The following is a 15,041-nucleotide window of genomic DNA, read 5'->3' as shown; positions in this document are numbered from 1 at the left end:
GGGCGAGGAGCGTTGGCGTTCGGCGCGGGACCGCGATTCGGTGACCCCGGACGCTGCTGCGGTTCCCGGCCCGGTAGCGGCCCACGCGGGCCGCGGCCACCGCGCGGGTCATCGCCGGATGGGGTCTCGTAGGGCGAAGTCACTGACAAGGTCTCCAAAGCTCGTATCGGTCTGATGGGCCCGTGCTCGGGTGCCCCATGGCACTCGGCGCGGACACCATCATCGGGCCGGGCGGGTTCATTCCGCGGCGGTGCGCCGATTCACCCGGGAACGCGACCGCCGTTGCGGCGGCTTCCCGAGTACATAGGACTGCACCAGATGATTCCAGCTGCAGGTCCGGCACACCTCGACGACATGAACCGAGAACTCTTCTCTGGACTCGGCCAGGCGCACCAGCTCTTCCGGGCTGCGCGCAGAACCCGCGATCGGCCCCAGGCCGTCGCCGTAGACCCAGGATACGAGAGTGAGTTGTTCCTTCCGGCAGATAGGGCATGTGACCTCGCTCCCCCGGCCGTGAAATTTGGCCGCACGCAGCAGGTAGGGATTGGCGTCACATACCTCGGCGACATCGACACGGCCCGCATAGACGTCAGCCAGCAGCGACTTGCGCCGGAGCGCATAGTCCACCACTTGCCGCTGAATTCGCACGCCCCCAGAGTAGCCGTGTTGTATTGCTACCGCCCGCGGCCTGATTGGATCCGGGTGGCCGAGGTGGTCGAGATGGCGATGGCCGCGCGAACCGGATCGACCTCCCCGGAAACCTCCGAGTGTGCGGCGAAACGGAGGTGGTGGCGGCCGTCCGGGCAAGGTTCGGCCACCGGTGGCGCCATTGGCGTATTTGCGCCAATGGTTTCCGGGCGGGTGTGGCGGATCAGTGACCGTCGCCACAAGCGTGACCCGACGTGGTCCCGAGAACCCCTGCGCAACGTAGGATTCGCTGGTGTCGACAGTAGTGCCGGGCCGGACGCGAGCGCGCGATATCGATCGCGCCCGAACCGCCGGAAAGTTGGACGCGGCCTACGCCGAAGGCCAGCTGGGTGCTGCCGAGTACCACGACCGCATTGCCCAGGCCCGCGTCGCGAAAACCCTCGGTGAACTGTCCGATCTGGTAGGCGATCTGCAGCATGCCGCGGATATCCCGCCCGCAGTCGTCCCGGCACCACAGTCCGGGTATCCGCCGAGTACCCGGGCCCGGACTGTCGATCGCCGGGCAGCCGGCGATCTGCTCGACCGTGCCTACGGCGAAGGCCAGCTGACCGAGGACGAACATCGTGCGGCCACGCAGCTGCTCGCCGAGGCCACCACCCTCGGCGACCTCGCGGGTATCACCGCCGATCTGCAAGGTTCGCGGCCCACTCCGGTCGCGCCCCGCCCGCCCGGTTCCGGCCGCACGGGCCGTTACTTTGCCGTCCTCACCGCCGCCGCGCTGGCAGTGGCGTTCGGCGCGTACACGCTCACCAGCCGCGATACCGATCCCGCGGCGAGCGCCCCGCCCCCGGCGGCAGTGGCACCGGTACCCGAGGACACCCGGCCCGCACCAGAGGAACCCGAGCCGCTGGTTTTCGCCCCGCCGAACCTCGTGACCGGTGCCGGGCTGGCCCAGTTCATCGCCGAGTACCGCGAGCGTTTCGGCGATACCGTGGCCGACGAGATCTGGCTGTACACCGACCATGGGGATGTCGAGCGTGCGGTACCCGGCCAGCCGAACCGCCTGGTCGGCTACGACTACCGGGGCGGTTTCAACCAATCCGACGATCTCACCACCCGCCCGGTCGATACCCCGACCGTGGACCTGGGCGCGCTCGATACCGGCGCCATCGGCCGCGTGCTGGCCGATGCCCCCGCGATCACCCGTGTCCCCGACGGTGTGGTCAGCCATATGAGCTTCGAGATCGAGACCTTCCCGCCGTACGAAGGCTTACCCACGGTCAGCGTCTACGTCTCCAATTCGTTCGACGAGAGCGGATGGCTGCTGGCCGGCCCGGCCGGCGAAGTCCTGCACGTCTGGCCGTTCGAGGGATGAGGGACGGTTGATGGCAAAAAAAGAACAGGTCAGGGCGCGCGACCGCGATCGGGTCGAGGTGTGTGCGGTACTGGATGCGGCGCTCTCGGACGGACAGTTGACCGCCGATGAACACACCACCCGCACCCGCTCGGCGATGCGGGCGAAATTCACCACCGACCTGGAGGGGCTCGTACGCGACCTGCAGGTGTCCGGCGACCTGGCCGGCGCCGCGATCCTGACCGGCGACCGCCGGTCGCGGCCCTGGTGGATACCGGTTGCGGTACTGGCGGTCGCCGCTGTGCTGGGTGGCGGGGTCGGATTCGTTGCGCGTGACACCCCGGAGCAGGGGATCGCCGCCGTCGCGGAGGCCGAATCGGAGGCCGCGTCGCTGCCGAATCTGCTCACCGCCGACGGGCTGGCGTTCTTCATCGACGCCTACCGCGGGGAGTTCGGCGATACGGTGATCGATACGGCTACGGTTTATCCGGATTTTCTGCTGGTCCAGCGCTTGGTCGGGGGCAGTGCCCGCAACTTCCACTTCACTGCCGACGGGTTCGAACAGCTCGGGGTCGAGGTGCCCAGCAACGCGGACGGCCGCCCGATCGATCTGGCCGATATCGACCTGGCCACACTGGGCGCCGTACTGGCGGGAGCCCCGGCCTCGGTGCGGTTGGCGCAGGGGGTGGTCGAACATGTCGGAATCGGCTTCGAACCGATCGCGCCGGCCGATGCCGGGCCCGTGATCCAGATCTTCGTCGAGGATCCCGCAGGCGATACCGGCCACCTGTCGGTTTCGTTCGCCGGTTTGCCGCTGGAGGTGTTCCCGGCGCGCTGAGCCGCGGGCGCTCAGCCACGGAAACCAGGTCGCAGCACCGCCGCAAGCGCGTGATGCACCCTGGCCGCCATCTGTGATGTAGCGGACTGAACTATGCACGGTTATATCGCTCCGATATAGTTTGTAATCGCATCCATTGGTTAGGTCTGTACGGAAGTCAGGGGGTGAAGCCCGGTGCTCGAACTGGCAATCCTCGGGCTGCTCCTGGAAGCGCCCATGCACGGCTACGAGCTGAAGAAACGGCTCACCGGCCTGCTCGGGGCGTTTCGGGCTTTCTCCTACGGATCGCTGTATCCGACCTTGAAACGTATGCAGGCGGATGGGCTGATCGCGGAGGAGGCGCCCGACGGCATGGTGACGACCCGCCGGGCCCGGCGGGTGTACCAGCTGACACCGGCGGGCCGGGAGCGGTTCGGCGAGCTACTGGCCGATACCGGTCCGCAGAACTACACCGATGACGGCTTCGGCGTGCACTTGGCCTTCTTCAGCCGCACTCCCGCAGAAGCGCGGATGCGGATCCTGGAGGGCAGGCGGCGCCAGGTCGAGGAGCGCCGAGAGGGGCTGCGGGAGGCGATCAAGAAGGCGAGTGGCTCGCTGGATCGCTACACCCGCCAACTCCATCAACTCGGACTCGAATCAAGCGAGCGCGAAGTGCGCTGGCTCAACGAGTTGATTGCGGCGGAGCAATCGACGACGGCGGCACCACAGAAAGAGGGAAATACCGGCCATGAGTAGTGGAGACACCAATAAGTCCAGTGTTCGCGTCGCCATCGTAGGTGTGGGCAACTGCGCCTCCTCGCTCGTGCAGGGCGTGCAGTACTACCGGGACGCCGACGATACGGCGACGGTGCCCGGCCTGATGCACGTGCGGTTCGGCCAGTACCACGTTCGTGACGTGCAGTTCGTGGCCGCCTTCGACGTGGACGCCAAGAAAGTCGGCTTCGACCTGTCCGAGGCGATCTTCGCCAGCGAGAACAACACGATCAAGATCTCCGATGTGGCGCCGCTCGGTGTCACCGTGCAGCGCGGCCCCACCCTCGACGGCATCGGCAAGTACTACGCCGAAACCATCGAACTCGCCGAAACCGATCCGGTCGACGTCGTCGCGGCGCTGAAGGACGCCGAGGTCGACGTGCTGGTCTCCTACCTGCCCGTCGGTTCCGAGGAAGCGGACAAGTTCTACGCCCAGTGCGCGATCGACGCGGGTGTGGCCTTCGTCAACGCACTGCCGGTGTTCATCGCCTCGGATCCGGAGTGGGCCGAGAAGTTCCGTGCCGCGGGCGTGCCGATCGTCGGCGACGACATCAAGAGCCAGGTCGGCGCCACCATCACCCACCGGGTCATGGCGAAACTGTTCGAGGATCGCGGCGTGCAGCTCGACCGCACCATGCAGCTGAACGTCGGCGGCAATATGGACTTCAAGAACATGCTCGAGCGTGAGCGCCTGGAGTCGAAGAAGATCTCGAAGACGCAGGCTGTCACCAGCAACCTGAAGAAGGAGATGGGTGCCGGCGATGTGCATATCGGCCCGTCGGATCACGTCGGCTGGCTCGACGACCGTAAATGGGCCTACGTCCGGCTGGAGGGCCGTGCGTTCGGTGATGTGCCGCTGAACCTGGAATACAAGCTCGAGGTCTGGGACTCGCCGAACTCGGCGGGCATCATCATCGATGCGGTACGCGCCGCCAAGATCGCCAAGGACCGCGGAATCGGCGGCCCCGTGCTCCCGGCGTCGGCGTACCTGATGAAGTCCCCGCCGGAGCAGATGGCCGACGACGTCGCCCGCGCCCAGCTGGAGACCTTCATCATCGGCTGAGCTGTGTCTTTTTGCGGCGCCTTCGGCGCCGCGGGTTTCGGCCCCCCTTGGTCCCTGCTGTCAGCACTCGACACTCGCGGCTTCGCCGCATCGCATCGAGCACTGACAGCAGGGACGGGCCGAAACCTTGCAGGGCCTCGCTGAACTCGGCACCACCGTTGGTTGCGTAGGGTTCGTATGTCTACTGCCGGGGCCTGGCTGAACTCGGCACCACCGTTGGTTGCGTAGGGTTCGTATGTCTACTGCCGGGGCCTGGCTGAACTCGGCGCCGCGGTTGGTTGTGTGGGGGTTCGTGTGTGTGCTGTCGGGGCCTCGCTGGACTCGGCGCCGGCGGGGTATGTGTCGGGGTCGAGTATGGCGCGGATGCCGGACGTGGTGGGTCGGGTATGGGGCCGCTAGGGGATATGACTCAGTCCAGGGATACGTAGACCTCCACTGAGGTGGGGCCGGTGTAGCGTTCGAGTTCGGCGGTGTGGGAGCGGGTTATCGTGCCCGCTTTCTCCGCTTCCCGGACGCGGGCCCAGGCCGTGCGCAGCAGGTCGTACGGTTTTTCGGTGACCACGAATTTCGCGTAGCGACCGGCCGGGACACGGGTGAGCACATCACCCGGATCGAGGTCGGCCAGGCCGGTGATCTCGTAGCCCAGAACGGCCACCGCGTGATCGTCCTGGCCGATATAGGCGGCGACCCGGGGCACTTCCTTCTCCCGGCTCAGATAGCGGTCCCAGGTGAAGTTGACCAGGTCCAGATCGCGGGCCGATACCTCACGGCCCGCCAGCGGAACGGTGAGCCCGGCGACCATGCTCTCGTCGAGGGTGACAATTTCGAAATCCACAGCTTCCTACCTGCCCGCCGAATCGTCTTCTGCCAGTGCCACGAAAACCTCCACCGTGTGCTCGTCCGGATACCGTTCGTGGTCCCCGGTATAGGACCGCACCAGACGACCGGCGGCTTCGGCATCCCAGATGGCGCGCCACAGGGTCACGATGGTTTCGCCGAGATTCTCACCGTTGAGGGTGAACCGGGCGTACCGACCGGCGGGGATCCGGGCGAGCACATCTCCGGGTAGTAGATCGTCGAGGCTGCGGCAGCGGTAGCCGATGATATGGGTCAGGTACGAATTGATCTCGGGGGCATGATCGACGAACGCGCTGGCCGGCGGTCCGGGTAAAGCCCGGGACAGATTGAGTTTCCACGCCTCCTCCACTTTCTTACGGCGCGGCCCTTCCACAGCGAGGGCCGGGCTGCGAAGCACCATTCCCGCCACCAGCGTTTCCGGGCGGTCAACGACATTGAATTCCACCGGCGTAGCCCCTATGTCTCGTCATCCGTCGTCGCTCCAGCGCATATCCTCCCGCACGCCCGTCCCGGCACGAGCGTGGGCCCGGTGCCGGTCGGTCGGATGGGCGACATCTCACTCTGGCCAACGATGCTGCCATGTCGACCGTTCCTTCGCCGGTATCCCGAGCGGAAATCCGTGGATCACGGCACCGGAACGGTAACGCCGGGCAGTATTTCGACCACCCGCGGCGGTGGCGGAGGCGGTGGTGGCGGCGGTGGTGGTGGAGGTGCGATGATCGGCGGTGCGGGGGCGGGCGGTTCGGGCTGGGGTACGGGTTCGGGTTGGTATTCCGGTTCGGGCACATACGGTTCGGAGGCCGGCGGGATCACGATGAACGGCTGTTGCTGCTGCGGTTCCGGTTCCGGCTGCTGCGGCGGGTTGAGGATGTCGTACGGGTTGCCCGACGGCTGCTGGTTCGTGCCGGGCGCCGCTGCCGGTGGTGCGGGGGCGGGATTGCCGATCTGCTCCACGGGGGTATCGGCGAGCGCCCCGTCCATGGTCTGTTTCCAGATATCGGCGGGGAGTCCGGAACCGTAGATCCGGCCGCCGCCGGCCGTGACGATGGGCAGATTGTGTTCGGTGCCCACCCATACGGCGGTCGACAGCGAGGGGGTGAAACCGACCATCCAGGCGTCCTTGTTCTGTCCGGTGTCGCCCAGCTGGGTGGTGCCGGTTTTGGCCGCCGACGGGCGGCCGCTCAACCCGTGACCGTTGGAATAGTCGGCGATCGGCCGCATGGCCGAGGCGGTCCGGGCCGCGATATCCGGGGGGATGCGCTGTTCGGAGGGCTGCGGTTGTTCCCCGGTCTGCTGTTCCGGATCGCTGCTGCGGTCCAGCAGGACCCGGCCGTCGCCGCGCACCACCCGCTGGACGAAATACGGTTGGTGATAGCGGCCCTCACCGGCGATCGTTGCATAAGCCGAGGCCATGTCCAGCGGTCGCACCAGGTAGGTGCCCAGCACGATCGACGGCATGGGCTCCTCGCCCATCTCGGTGAGCGACTGCCCCGGCACGCCGGGGATATCGTGCGGTATCCCGGCCTGGTGCGCGGCGTCGGCGATGGCCTGGGGCCCGTTGTTCATGGCCAGGGTGAGTCGGTAGAAGCTGGTGTTGAGGGAGCGTTTGAACGCCTCGGACAGCGGGCAGGTCCCGCAGGATTCGTTCTCCACATTGCGCACATCGACGCCGTTGACGTCCACCGGCGCACTGTCGAACGCCCGGGACAGCGGGATGCCCTGCTGTAGCGCAGCCAGTACGGCGAAGGTCTTGAACGCCGAACCGGTCTGCACCGGGGCCTGGGCGAAATCGAATCCGATACCGTCTGCGCCGCCGTAGTAGGCGCGTACGGCGCCGGACCGCGGGTCGATGGAGACCACCGCGTTCCGCAATTCCGGCGGCTGCCCGGCCAAGCTTTCGGTGGCGGCCGCCTGCGCGGCCTGCTGTGCCCTGGCGTCGATCGTGGTGACGATCCGCAGGGCGCCGGTGTTCACCTCTTCCTGCGATATCCCGGCGGCTGCCAGTTCGCGCATGACCTGGGCCTTGATATGCCCTTCCGGACCCCGTTCGACGATGTTCTCGTCGAATACCGGCGGCGGGATCGTGGGCGGGAAAACCACCGTATCGCGTTCGCCGGGTGCCAGGGTTCCCATGGCAACCATGCCGTTGACGACGTAGTTCCAGCGTTGCAGCAGCTGCGGGAGCTTGGTCTCCGGGTCCAGTCCGGACGGGGAGCGGATGATTGCGGCCAGTACTGCCCCCTCGGCAACGGACAGTTCGGCGACCGGCTTACCGAAGTAAGCCTGCGCACCGGCCTCGATCCCGTAGGCGCCGCGCCCGAAGTAGATCGTGTTGAGGTAGGCGTGCAGGATCTCGTCTTTATCCCACTCCCGTGCCATCTTGGCGGAGATGATCAGTTCATGCGCTTTACGGCTCACGGTTCGCTCGGGGCCGAGGAAGGCGTTCTTGACGTACTGCTGGGTGATGGTGGAGCCGCCGCCGGCATCGGCCCGGCCCAGGGCGTTGTCGCGCAGCGCGCGCAGCATGCCGGTGGGAGAGAAACCGGGGTTGTCGTAGAAGTTGCGATCCTCCGCGGAGAGTACGGCGTCGCGGACGTGCACCGGCACCTGTTCCAGCGGTACCGGGGTGCGGTTGCCTTCGGGCGGCACCACCTTGGCCAGCTCCGTGGTGCCGTCGGAGGCGGTGATGGTGGCGGTCTGGTTCACCGGCACGGTGCCGGCCGCCGGGATCTCCGCACTCCAGTACACCAGCGCTATCAGCAGGGCCGGTACGGCGATCAAGATGATGAACAGCCACAGGATGAGGTGGCGGATGCGCTGGCCCCGGGAACGGGGCGGGCGGCGGTACTGCGGGGGCCGGGGCGGCCGGGGTCGCCCACCGGTGTCGAGCTGGTTCCAACCGGCGAGCGAGGGGTATTGCGGCGATCTGGGAGTGTTGTGGCCACGCGGGGGTTGGAACGAGCTCACGATCATCTCCTCCCGGAGCGTCGGAAAAACTCAGGCGCACCACCGCCCGACCCCAGGATACCCAGTGATCAGCTTTTGACCCCGCCTGCGGTCAGTCCGGAGATGATGCGTCGCTGGAACACCAGTACCAGAATTACCAGCGGCACCGTCACCAACGTGCCCGCCGCCATAATCGACGCATAGGGCTCTACCTGGGGATTGTTCCCGGAGAAGCGCGCGATGGCCACTGTCACCGGTTCCGTGTCGCTACCGGAGAGCACCCGGGCGAGCAGATACTCGTTGACCGCGGCAAAGAACGCCAGGATCGCGGTGGTGAACACCGCGGGTGCCGCCAGCGGCAGCATCACGAGCCGGAAAGCCTGCAATCGGGTGGCCCCGTCGATCCGGGCGGCCTCCTCGAGTTCCCACGGCAGATCGGCGAAGAACGACGCCAGCACGTAGACCGTCAGCGGCAGTACGAAGGAGATATTGGGCAGGATCAATGCCTGGTATTTGCCGATCCAGCCGATATCGGTGAACAGCTGGAACAGCGGGGTCACCAGGACGACCACGGGGAACATCGAAGCGCTCAGGATCACCCCGGACACCAGGTAGCGGCCCTTGAAGGTGAGCCGCGCCAGCGCGTAGGCCGCCATCACGCCGATCACCAGCGCGATCGCGGTACTGGCCGCGCCGATGATCACACTGTTGAGCAGTGCCCTGCCGAAATCGTTACCGCGGCTGGTGTCGAAGACATCGCGGAAGTTGTCGAGGGTGATGTGTGTGGGCCACGGGGTGGGATCGAAGGTGTAGGCGGGGTCGCGGAATGCGGTCACGGCCATCCAATAGAACGGGCCCAGTCCCCAGAGCAGCACGATGAGCGCGCCGACGTAGATACGAGCCGAGCCGAGCCGGCGCCGCCAAGACGGACGCCGCCGGGCGGGGGTACCGGTTTGCTGTGTAGTCACCGCGGTCATGCCTTCCGCTGCTCTTCCTGCGTCCGCACCGCGTTCGCGCCCAGTACCTTCACCAGGACGAAGGCCACCGCGAAGATCAACAGGAAGGTGATCGTCGAGAGCGCCGCCGCGCTGTTGGGACCCTGCCGGGTCTGCTCGACCACCAGTACCGACAAGGTCCGAGTGGCCGGCAGATTATCGGTCATGATGGCGGGCAGGTCGTACATACGCAGCGCGTCCATGGTGCGGAACAGCACCGCGACCAGCAGCGCCGGTTTCAGCAGCGGCATCGTCACCTGGGTGAACCGCTGCCAGGCCGAGGCGCCGTCGACCCGGGCCGCCTCGTACACATCCTTCGGGATGATCTGCAGGCCCGCCAGCAGCAGCAGTGCCACGAACGGCGCGGTTTTCCACACATCGGCGGCGATCACCGCGAAGCGGGCGGGCCAGGTGTCGGAGGTCCACAGGATCTCGGTATCGAAAATAGTGTTGACCAGGCCGTCGTACTGGAACATGAACTCCCAGAGCCGCGCCGTCACCGCGGTCGGGATAGCCCACGGGATCAGTACCGCCGCGCGCAGCAGTGCCCGGCCCCGGAACGTTTTGCCCATGACGATCGCCATGCCGAGCCCGATCACGACCTCGAGCGTCACCGTCACCACGGCGAAGAACAGCGTCACCCCGACCGCGCCCCAGAATTCGGAGCCCAGGTTGCCGGTGGGGCATTCGGTGACACCGCCGGTGATCACCTGGCATTGGCCGACCAGCCAGTGCAGGTAGTTGTAGAAGGTGCTTTCCCCGTTGTCGGTGAAGCGACCGGTCACAGCGTCGAGTTGATCGTCGTAGTGGAACGACATCCACAGCGCCCGCAACACCGGATACCCGATCACCACAGCGAGGGCTATCAGTACCGGCGCGACGAACAGCCACGCCCTGCCTGTCATCCGCACGTCATCGCGCAACTTCAGGGCCGTCCCGCCGGTACGCGCTGCGTTCGCGGGCTCATCTGTACGGACCGACGCCTGCGCGTCCGTTCCGGAAGGATCCGACACCGTTCTCTCTCCTGGCTCGCCGGGTCCGGTTGAACAATAACTACGATCCGGCCGTCTCGATACCCTTCTGCATGCCGATGATCGCGTCGTTCACGGACTTGGTTCCGGTCAGGGCAGCATATGCGTTGTCCTGAATGGCTTTGGACACCGCCGGATAGAACGGGGTGACCGGTCGGGGCACCGCGCTGGCGATGGAATCCTTGAGGGCAGGCAGGTACGGCATCTTGGCGATGAGCGCCGGGTCGTCGTAGATCGAGGCCCGCACCGAGGGCAGTGCGCCGGAGGCGATGATGTGCTGCGCCTCCTCGCTGATCAGGTACTTCAGGAAATCGAGTGCGGTGGCCTTGTTCTCGGAGTAGGCGCTGATCGCGGCGTTGTAGCCGCCGAGTGTGGAGGCGCCGATCCCGGTGTCGCCGGGCAGCGGGGCCACATCGAATTTGTCCTTCACCGCCGACGATTCCGAGGCGGCATCACCGTAGGTGGACGGCCAGCTGCGCAGGAACATCAGTTTGCCCTGGTTGAAGGCGGCGCCGCTCTCCGGCTCCTGGAAGGTGACCGCTTCGCGGGGGATATCGCCGGCTTTGTAGGCATCCACCAACCGCTGGAGTCCGGCTCGTGATTCGGCACTGTTCACGGTCGGGGTGCGGCCGTCGGTGCCGACGAAGGTGCCACCGAACGCGTTGATCACCTCGGCGGTGTTCACCGTCAAACCCTCGTACGGCGCGAACTGGCCCGCATAGCAGCCGATCTGCTGCTCCCGCGCGATCGGGCAGCTGGCCAGCATCTCCGACCAGGTACGCGGCGGGGCGGGAACCAGGTCCTTGCGGTAGAACAGCAGGCCGCCGTTGGTGTTGCGAGGCGCGGCGTAGAGGGTGCCGTTGTAGGTGGCGCTGGCGACCGGCGGGGACAGCAGCGGCGCGGTATCGATCGCGAACTGTCCCTCCAGCGGCTGGATCCAGCCCTTGGCAGCGAACTCCGCGGTCCACGGGACATCAAGGGCCACCACGTCGTAGTCCGGCGATTTCGCCCGCATATGTTCGACCAGATCGTCGTACTGGGCGGAGGCGTCGTTGGACTGTTCCTTGTAGGTGACCTGCTCGTCGGGGTGGGTGGCGTTCCAGCGATCGATCAGCTGTTTCACCGCACCGGTTTCGGTGGTGTCCTTACCTTCGACGTAGGTGATCGGGCCGCGGCCGTCCTGGTTCCGGCTGAGCTGCTCATCGGTATCGCTGGTGTTGCACGCGGTGGCAAAGGTCACGGTCAGCAGCGCGATCGGCAACAGCACGAGCGCAGCACGTAGAGACGGCACCTTCTTGAAAGCCATCGTGGAACTCCAGAGTCGACACAGTGAGCGGCAGCACATGGCAACTTACATGGTGCGAACGTCGCGTGTGGGGTACTCCTGGTGCGAAGTACCGCCCGGACGGTTCACGCCGGAAAGCGTGTGCGGCCTGCGGGGAGCGTAACCCCAGGTGGCGGGCCCGCTTCCGGCCCACCCTCGGATGGGCTGTAAGACGTTCCGGTCGCCGGCCCCGTACGACAGCGGTATGGGTCGCTCCTGCCGCCGCGCATTAGGCTGGGCCGCGATGCCGACCTCGAACGCTGTATCGGAACGCCTGCTCACCAGGATCGGTGGGCTGCTGCGCCAAGCCGAGTCGACCGAGAACGAACACGAGGCCGAGGCGTTCCTGGCCGCCGCCCAGCGCCTGGCCACCCGCTCCTCGATCGACCTGGCGGTGGCGCGGACCCACACCCGGGACCGGGAACGCGGCGCGACACTCATCCAGCGGATGATTCCGATCGGCGAACCCGGCCGCAAAGGTCTGCGCACCTACGTCCAGTTGTTCGTGGCCATCGCCGACGCCAACGATGTGCGCTGTGATGTCGCCCGCACTTCCACTCAGGTGTACGCGTACGGGTACGCCGCCGATATCGACGTCTGCGAGGCCCTGTACTCCAGCCTGCTGGTGCAGATGGTGCAGGCGTCGGACCGGTACATCAAATCCGGGGCCCACCGGTCGGCGACGATGGAGAAGGTCGTCGTCGAACGACGCCGCGGACGGCGGATGCGCCGGGTGGTCCGGGTGCCGGTGGCGGGGGTCACGGCGCGGCTCAACTTCCAGATGGCGTTCGCGGCGCGGGTCGGGGCGCGGCTGGCCGAAACCAAGAAAGCGGTCGAACGGGCCGCCACCACGCGCGATACCCGCGCTGCCGAACCGGTCTCCGAAGAACAGGCCGCCGGGACCGCGCTCGCGTTGCGCGGCAAGGAACTCGAACTGGCCGATTTCTACAGTCGCAACTCCGAAGCCCGCGGCACCTGGCGCGGTCCGCAGACCTCCACCGGCTACGCGCCGGATGCCCGGCAGGCCGGGGACCGGGCGGGCCGGGTGGCGCGGCTGGGGTTTGCGCCGGAACTGGACGCGGCGCGTGGGCGGCTCGAGGGCTCGGGCGGGTAGTGGTGTCGCGGAACCGGGTTCGGGTGAGCATGGCTTGCGCGCCGCGGGACCGAGTAAATCGAGTACGCGCCACCGGCATCCCCGTGCACACTGCAATCGCCGGGACCGCTGCCGAATTCGTCCGGCGCGAGATATGACCGGCAGGCGGGATTCTCAGCGCGCCAAGGTATATGACGCCGAACAGTTGGTGCGTGCGGTATTCGACCGCGCCGACGAATTCGGGCGCCGCACCGTCGAAGTCCACGGTTCGCGCCTGACCCTGCCGGTGGAACGGAAATTCGCCTCCGTGGAATCGGTGCAGGAGTATTGCGTTCGCGTTCTCGCCCTGAATTGGGTCGTGGCGACATGGGAGCGGGCCGCGGCGCCGATTCGGGTGCGCTCCCGGGCAGGAACCGTTGCGGCCCATTACGAACCCGGTAGCGGTGTGCTCGCCGTGCCCGTCCACGGCGACCGGCGCCGACGCGGCGGTGGCCCGTGGGCGTTGCGGGAGCTGGTGGTATTGCATGAAATCGCACACCACCTGGAGCCGAGCCCGGAAGCGGTCGCCGCGCACGGCCCGGAATTCTGTGGCAGATACGTCGAATTGGTCGAGGGCATTCTCGGCCCCGAAGCGGGATTCCTCCTGCGTATCACGTTGTACGACAGCGGCGTTTCGCTCGGATGAGCCGGTGCTCATCGAGTGGTTCATTCACCGCGTCGACGCCCCAGTACCTCCCATACGCGGGCGAGTCGATCGGTCCACCAGGCGGTGCGTTCCGGGTCCGGATGCCGGTACTTCTCCAGGAGGGCGGGGTCCGGTCGAGGGCCGGTGCGCGGGACGGGTAGGTAGCCGTCCACCGGTCGCAGCGAATCGGTCACCAGATCACCTTCGAAAAGGGTCACCGTGCCCAGCCCGCAGGCGTGGTCCAGTTCCGGGAGCGCGCCTGCCAGAGCCAGTTGTGCGGACAATCCGATGCTGGTCTCCAGTGCCGAGGAGATCACGCAGGGCAGCCCTGCCGCTTCGGCCACTTCCAGGGCCCGCCGGACCCCGCCGAGCGGCGTGCATTTGATCACCGCGATATCCGCGGCGCCGGCGACGGCTACCCGCAACGGATCTTCCGCGCGCCGGATGGATTCATCGGCGGCGATCGGAACATCCACTTTGCGACGGACGTCGGCGAGTTCTCCGACCGTTCGGCAAGGTTGTTCGACGTACTCCAAACCACCTGCGGCACGGTCGAGCTCGCGAATACTTCGGACGGCGGTGTCCACATCCCATACCGCGTTCGCGTCCACGCGGATCGCGCCGGCGGACCCCAGCGCCGACCGTACCGCTTCCACCCGGGCCAGATCCTCGGGCAGTGCGCCGGGGTGATCGGCGACCTTGACCTTCGCGGTCCGGCAACCCGAACCGGCGACGAGATCATGCGCCCGGTCCGGCGCAATCGCGGGGACGGTGCAGTTGATCGGAATGCGATCACGTACGGGCTCCGGCCAGCCCGCGCCGATCTGCTCGACGGTGGTCGCCAGCCAGCTCGCGGCTTCGTGATCGTCGTATTCGGGGAATGGACAGAACTCACCCCACCCCCGCGGTCCGTGCAGGACTATGCCCTCGCGCACGGTGATCCCCCGGAACTTCGACCGCATCGGAATCGCATAGACGGTGATGGAGTCGATCTCGGGCAGCTCGGTCACCCTCTTCACGTTAGTAGGGTGGCCGCCTGCTGTCCGCAGGCCGGGCGAGAGATACGTCCAGGCCATGCCGTTGATGCGCTGTGCGTCAGACCGCGATGGGCTCGGCGCGCTCTGCCTCTTTCCGGTACTGCCCGGGGGCGATGCCGAATCGGCGTTTGAATGCTTTGGCGAACGCGAACTCCGAGCTGTAGCCGACCCCGCGTGCCACCGTGGACAGGGCATCGCTGCTCTCGCGTAACCGCTTCGCCGCAAGGATCATCCGCCAGCTCGCCACGTACGACAACGGTCCTTCGCCTATGGTGGCGACGAATCTGCGGGCCAGCGTGGCTCGGGAAACCCCGGCTGCCGCGGCCAGGTCGTCTACGGTCCACGGGCGTGCCGGATCGGCGTGCACGGCGCGCAAAGCCGTTGCGACCGCCGGGTCGCCGAATGCTGCGGCCCAT

15 protein-coding genes are annotated in these 15,041 nt (G+C 66.9%); 6 read left to right on the top strand and 9 right to left on the bottom strand.

From position 1 onward, the window contains the following. Positions 1-237 precede the first annotated feature (237 nt). Positions 238-630 carry a DUF5318 family protein gene (locus ON22_RS26100; RefSeq protein ID WP_033246560.1) on the bottom strand — a complete coding sequence of 131 codons (393 nt, stop codon included), beginning with the start codon at positions 628-630 and terminating at the stop codon, positions 238-240. A 310-nt stretch (positions 631-940) separates the two neighbouring features. Between ON22_RS26100 and ON22_RS38160 the strand changes: the two genes are divergently transcribed. From ON22_RS38160 to ON22_RS26080, 4 genes are all read left to right on the top strand, one after another. Continuing rightward, positions 941-2,023, top strand: coding sequence for a DUF1707 SHOCT-like domain-containing protein (locus ON22_RS38160; protein ID WP_081595849.1), 1,083 nt, complete (start codon positions 941-943; stop codon positions 2,021-2,023). 10 nt (positions 2,024-2,033) lie between these two features. After that, complete coding sequence (locus ON22_RS26090; RefSeq protein ID WP_033246559.1) at positions 2,034-2,840, top strand: DUF1707 SHOCT-like domain-containing protein; 807 nt, start codon at positions 2,034-2,036, stop codon at positions 2,838-2,840. 174 nt (positions 2,841-3,014) lie between these two features. Beyond that, entirely contained in the window at positions 3,015-3,575 is a 561-nt protein-coding gene (locus ON22_RS26085) for a PadR family transcriptional regulator (protein ID WP_033246558.1), read from the top strand. Then, a complete protein-coding gene (locus ON22_RS26080) occupies positions 3,568-4,656 on the top strand; it encodes an inositol-3-phosphate synthase (RefSeq protein ID WP_033246557.1) in 1,089 nt (362 codons plus the stop codon). The genes ON22_RS26085 and ON22_RS26080 overlap by 8 nt, the downstream gene beginning before the upstream one ends. Before the next feature lie 409 nt (positions 4,657-5,065). Here the strand turns inward: ON22_RS26080 and ON22_RS26075 are convergent, their stop codons facing one another. The 6 genes from ON22_RS26075 to ON22_RS26050 all read right to left on the bottom strand — a co-directional run bounded on the left by ON22_RS26075 (position 5,066) and on the right by ON22_RS26050 (position 11,792). Next, positions 5,066-5,491 carry a GyrI-like domain-containing protein gene (locus ON22_RS26075; protein ID WP_033246556.1) on the bottom strand — a complete coding sequence of 142 codons (426 nt, stop codon included), beginning with the start codon at positions 5,489-5,491 and terminating at the stop codon, positions 5,066-5,068. A 6-nt stretch (positions 5,492-5,497) separates the two neighbouring features. Further along, on the bottom strand, positions 5,498-5,959 hold the full coding sequence (locus tag ON22_RS26070; protein WP_033246555.1) for a GyrI-like domain-containing protein: 462 nt from the start codon (positions 5,957-5,959) through the stop codon (positions 5,498-5,500). A 179-nt stretch (positions 5,960-6,138) separates the two neighbouring features. After that, on the bottom strand, positions 6,139-8,487 hold the full coding sequence (locus tag ON22_RS26065; RefSeq protein ID WP_033246554.1) for a transglycosylase domain-containing protein: 2,349 nt from the start codon (positions 8,485-8,487) through the stop codon (positions 6,139-6,141). Between the two features lie 62 nt (positions 8,488-8,549). After that, complete coding sequence (locus ON22_RS26060; RefSeq protein ID WP_081595848.1) at positions 8,550-9,437, bottom strand: carbohydrate ABC transporter permease; 888 nt, start codon at positions 9,435-9,437, stop codon at positions 8,550-8,552. Continuing rightward, positions 9,434-10,360: a carbohydrate ABC transporter permease gene (locus ON22_RS26055; RefSeq protein WP_033246726.1), complete on the bottom strand. Its 927-nt coding sequence runs from the start codon at positions 10,358-10,360 to the stop codon at positions 9,434-9,436. The genes ON22_RS26060 and ON22_RS26055 overlap by 4 nt, the downstream gene beginning before the upstream one ends. 148 nt (positions 10,361-10,508) lie before the next feature. Continuing rightward, the gene (locus ON22_RS26050; protein WP_033246553.1) at positions 10,509-11,792 is read right to left on the bottom strand and encodes an ABC transporter substrate-binding protein; all 1,284 of its coding nucleotides are present in this window, start codon (positions 11,790-11,792) and stop codon (positions 10,509-10,511) included. Positions 11,793-12,054: 262 nt separating this feature from the next. Between ON22_RS26050 and ON22_RS26045 the strand changes: the two genes are divergently transcribed. Both ON22_RS26045 and ON22_RS26040 read left to right on the top strand, forming a co-directional pair. Further along, positions 12,055-12,924: a DUF2786 domain-containing protein gene (locus ON22_RS26045; RefSeq protein WP_033246552.1), complete on the top strand. Its 870-nt coding sequence runs from the start codon at positions 12,055-12,057 to the stop codon at positions 12,922-12,924. A gap of 133 nt (positions 12,925-13,057) precedes the next feature. Further along, complete coding sequence (locus tag ON22_RS26040; protein WP_033246551.1) at positions 13,058-13,588, top strand: TIGR04338 family metallohydrolase; 531 nt, start codon at positions 13,058-13,060, stop codon at positions 13,586-13,588. Between the two features lie 20 nt (positions 13,589-13,608). On the opposite strand, the gene ON22_RS26035 is transcribed toward ON22_RS26040, so the two are convergent. After that, entirely contained in the window at positions 13,609-14,589 is a 981-nt protein-coding gene (locus tag ON22_RS26035; protein WP_033246725.1) for an o-succinylbenzoate synthase, read from the bottom strand. Between the two features lie 94 nt (positions 14,590-14,683). Next, positions 14,684-14,992 carry a helix-turn-helix transcriptional regulator gene (locus tag ON22_RS38155; RefSeq protein ID WP_051158093.1) on the bottom strand — a complete coding sequence of 103 codons (309 nt, stop codon included), beginning with the start codon at positions 14,990-14,992 and terminating at the stop codon, positions 14,684-14,686. Positions 14,993-15,041 lie beyond the last annotated feature (49 nt).

The sequence above is a fragment of the Nocardia carnea NBRC 14403 genome (assembly GCF_000308515.1).
Lineage (GTDB): Bacteria > Actinomycetota > Actinomycetes > Mycobacteriales > Mycobacteriaceae > Nocardia > Nocardia carnea.
The sequence above is the reverse complement of the archived record's forward strand: the minus strand, read 5'-3'. Positions and strand labels throughout refer to the sequence as shown.

Coding starts and splice junctions, on each gene's coding strand:
- ON22_RS26065 (WP_033246554.1), bottom strand. CDS start 8,487: ATGATCGTGAGCTCGTTCCAACCCCCGCGTGGCCACAACACTCCCAGA.
- ON22_RS26090 (WP_033246559.1), top strand. CDS start 2,034: ATGGCAAAAAAAGAACAGGTCAGGGCGCGCGACCGCGATCGGGTCGAG.
- ON22_RS26080 (WP_033246557.1), top strand. CDS start 3,568: ATGAGTAGTGGAGACACCAATAAGTCCAGTGTTCGCGTCGCCATCGTA.
- ON22_RS26060 (WP_081595848.1), bottom strand. CDS start 9,437: ATGACCGCGGTGACTACACAGCAAACCGGTACCCCCGCCCGGCGGCGT.
- ON22_RS26050 (WP_033246553.1), bottom strand. CDS start 11,792: ATGGCTTTCAAGAAGGTGCCGTCTCTACGTGCTGCGCTCGTGCTGTTG.
- ON22_RS26045 (WP_033246552.1), top strand. CDS start 12,055: ATGCCGACCTCGAACGCTGTATCGGAACGCCTGCTCACCAGGATCGGT.
- ON22_RS26040 (WP_033246551.1), top strand. CDS start 13,058: ATGACCGGCAGGCGGGATTCTCAGCGCGCCAAGGTATATGACGCCGAA.
- ON22_RS26055 (WP_033246726.1), bottom strand. CDS start 10,360: ATGACAGGCAGGGCGTGGCTGTTCGTCGCGCCGGTACTGATAGCCCTC.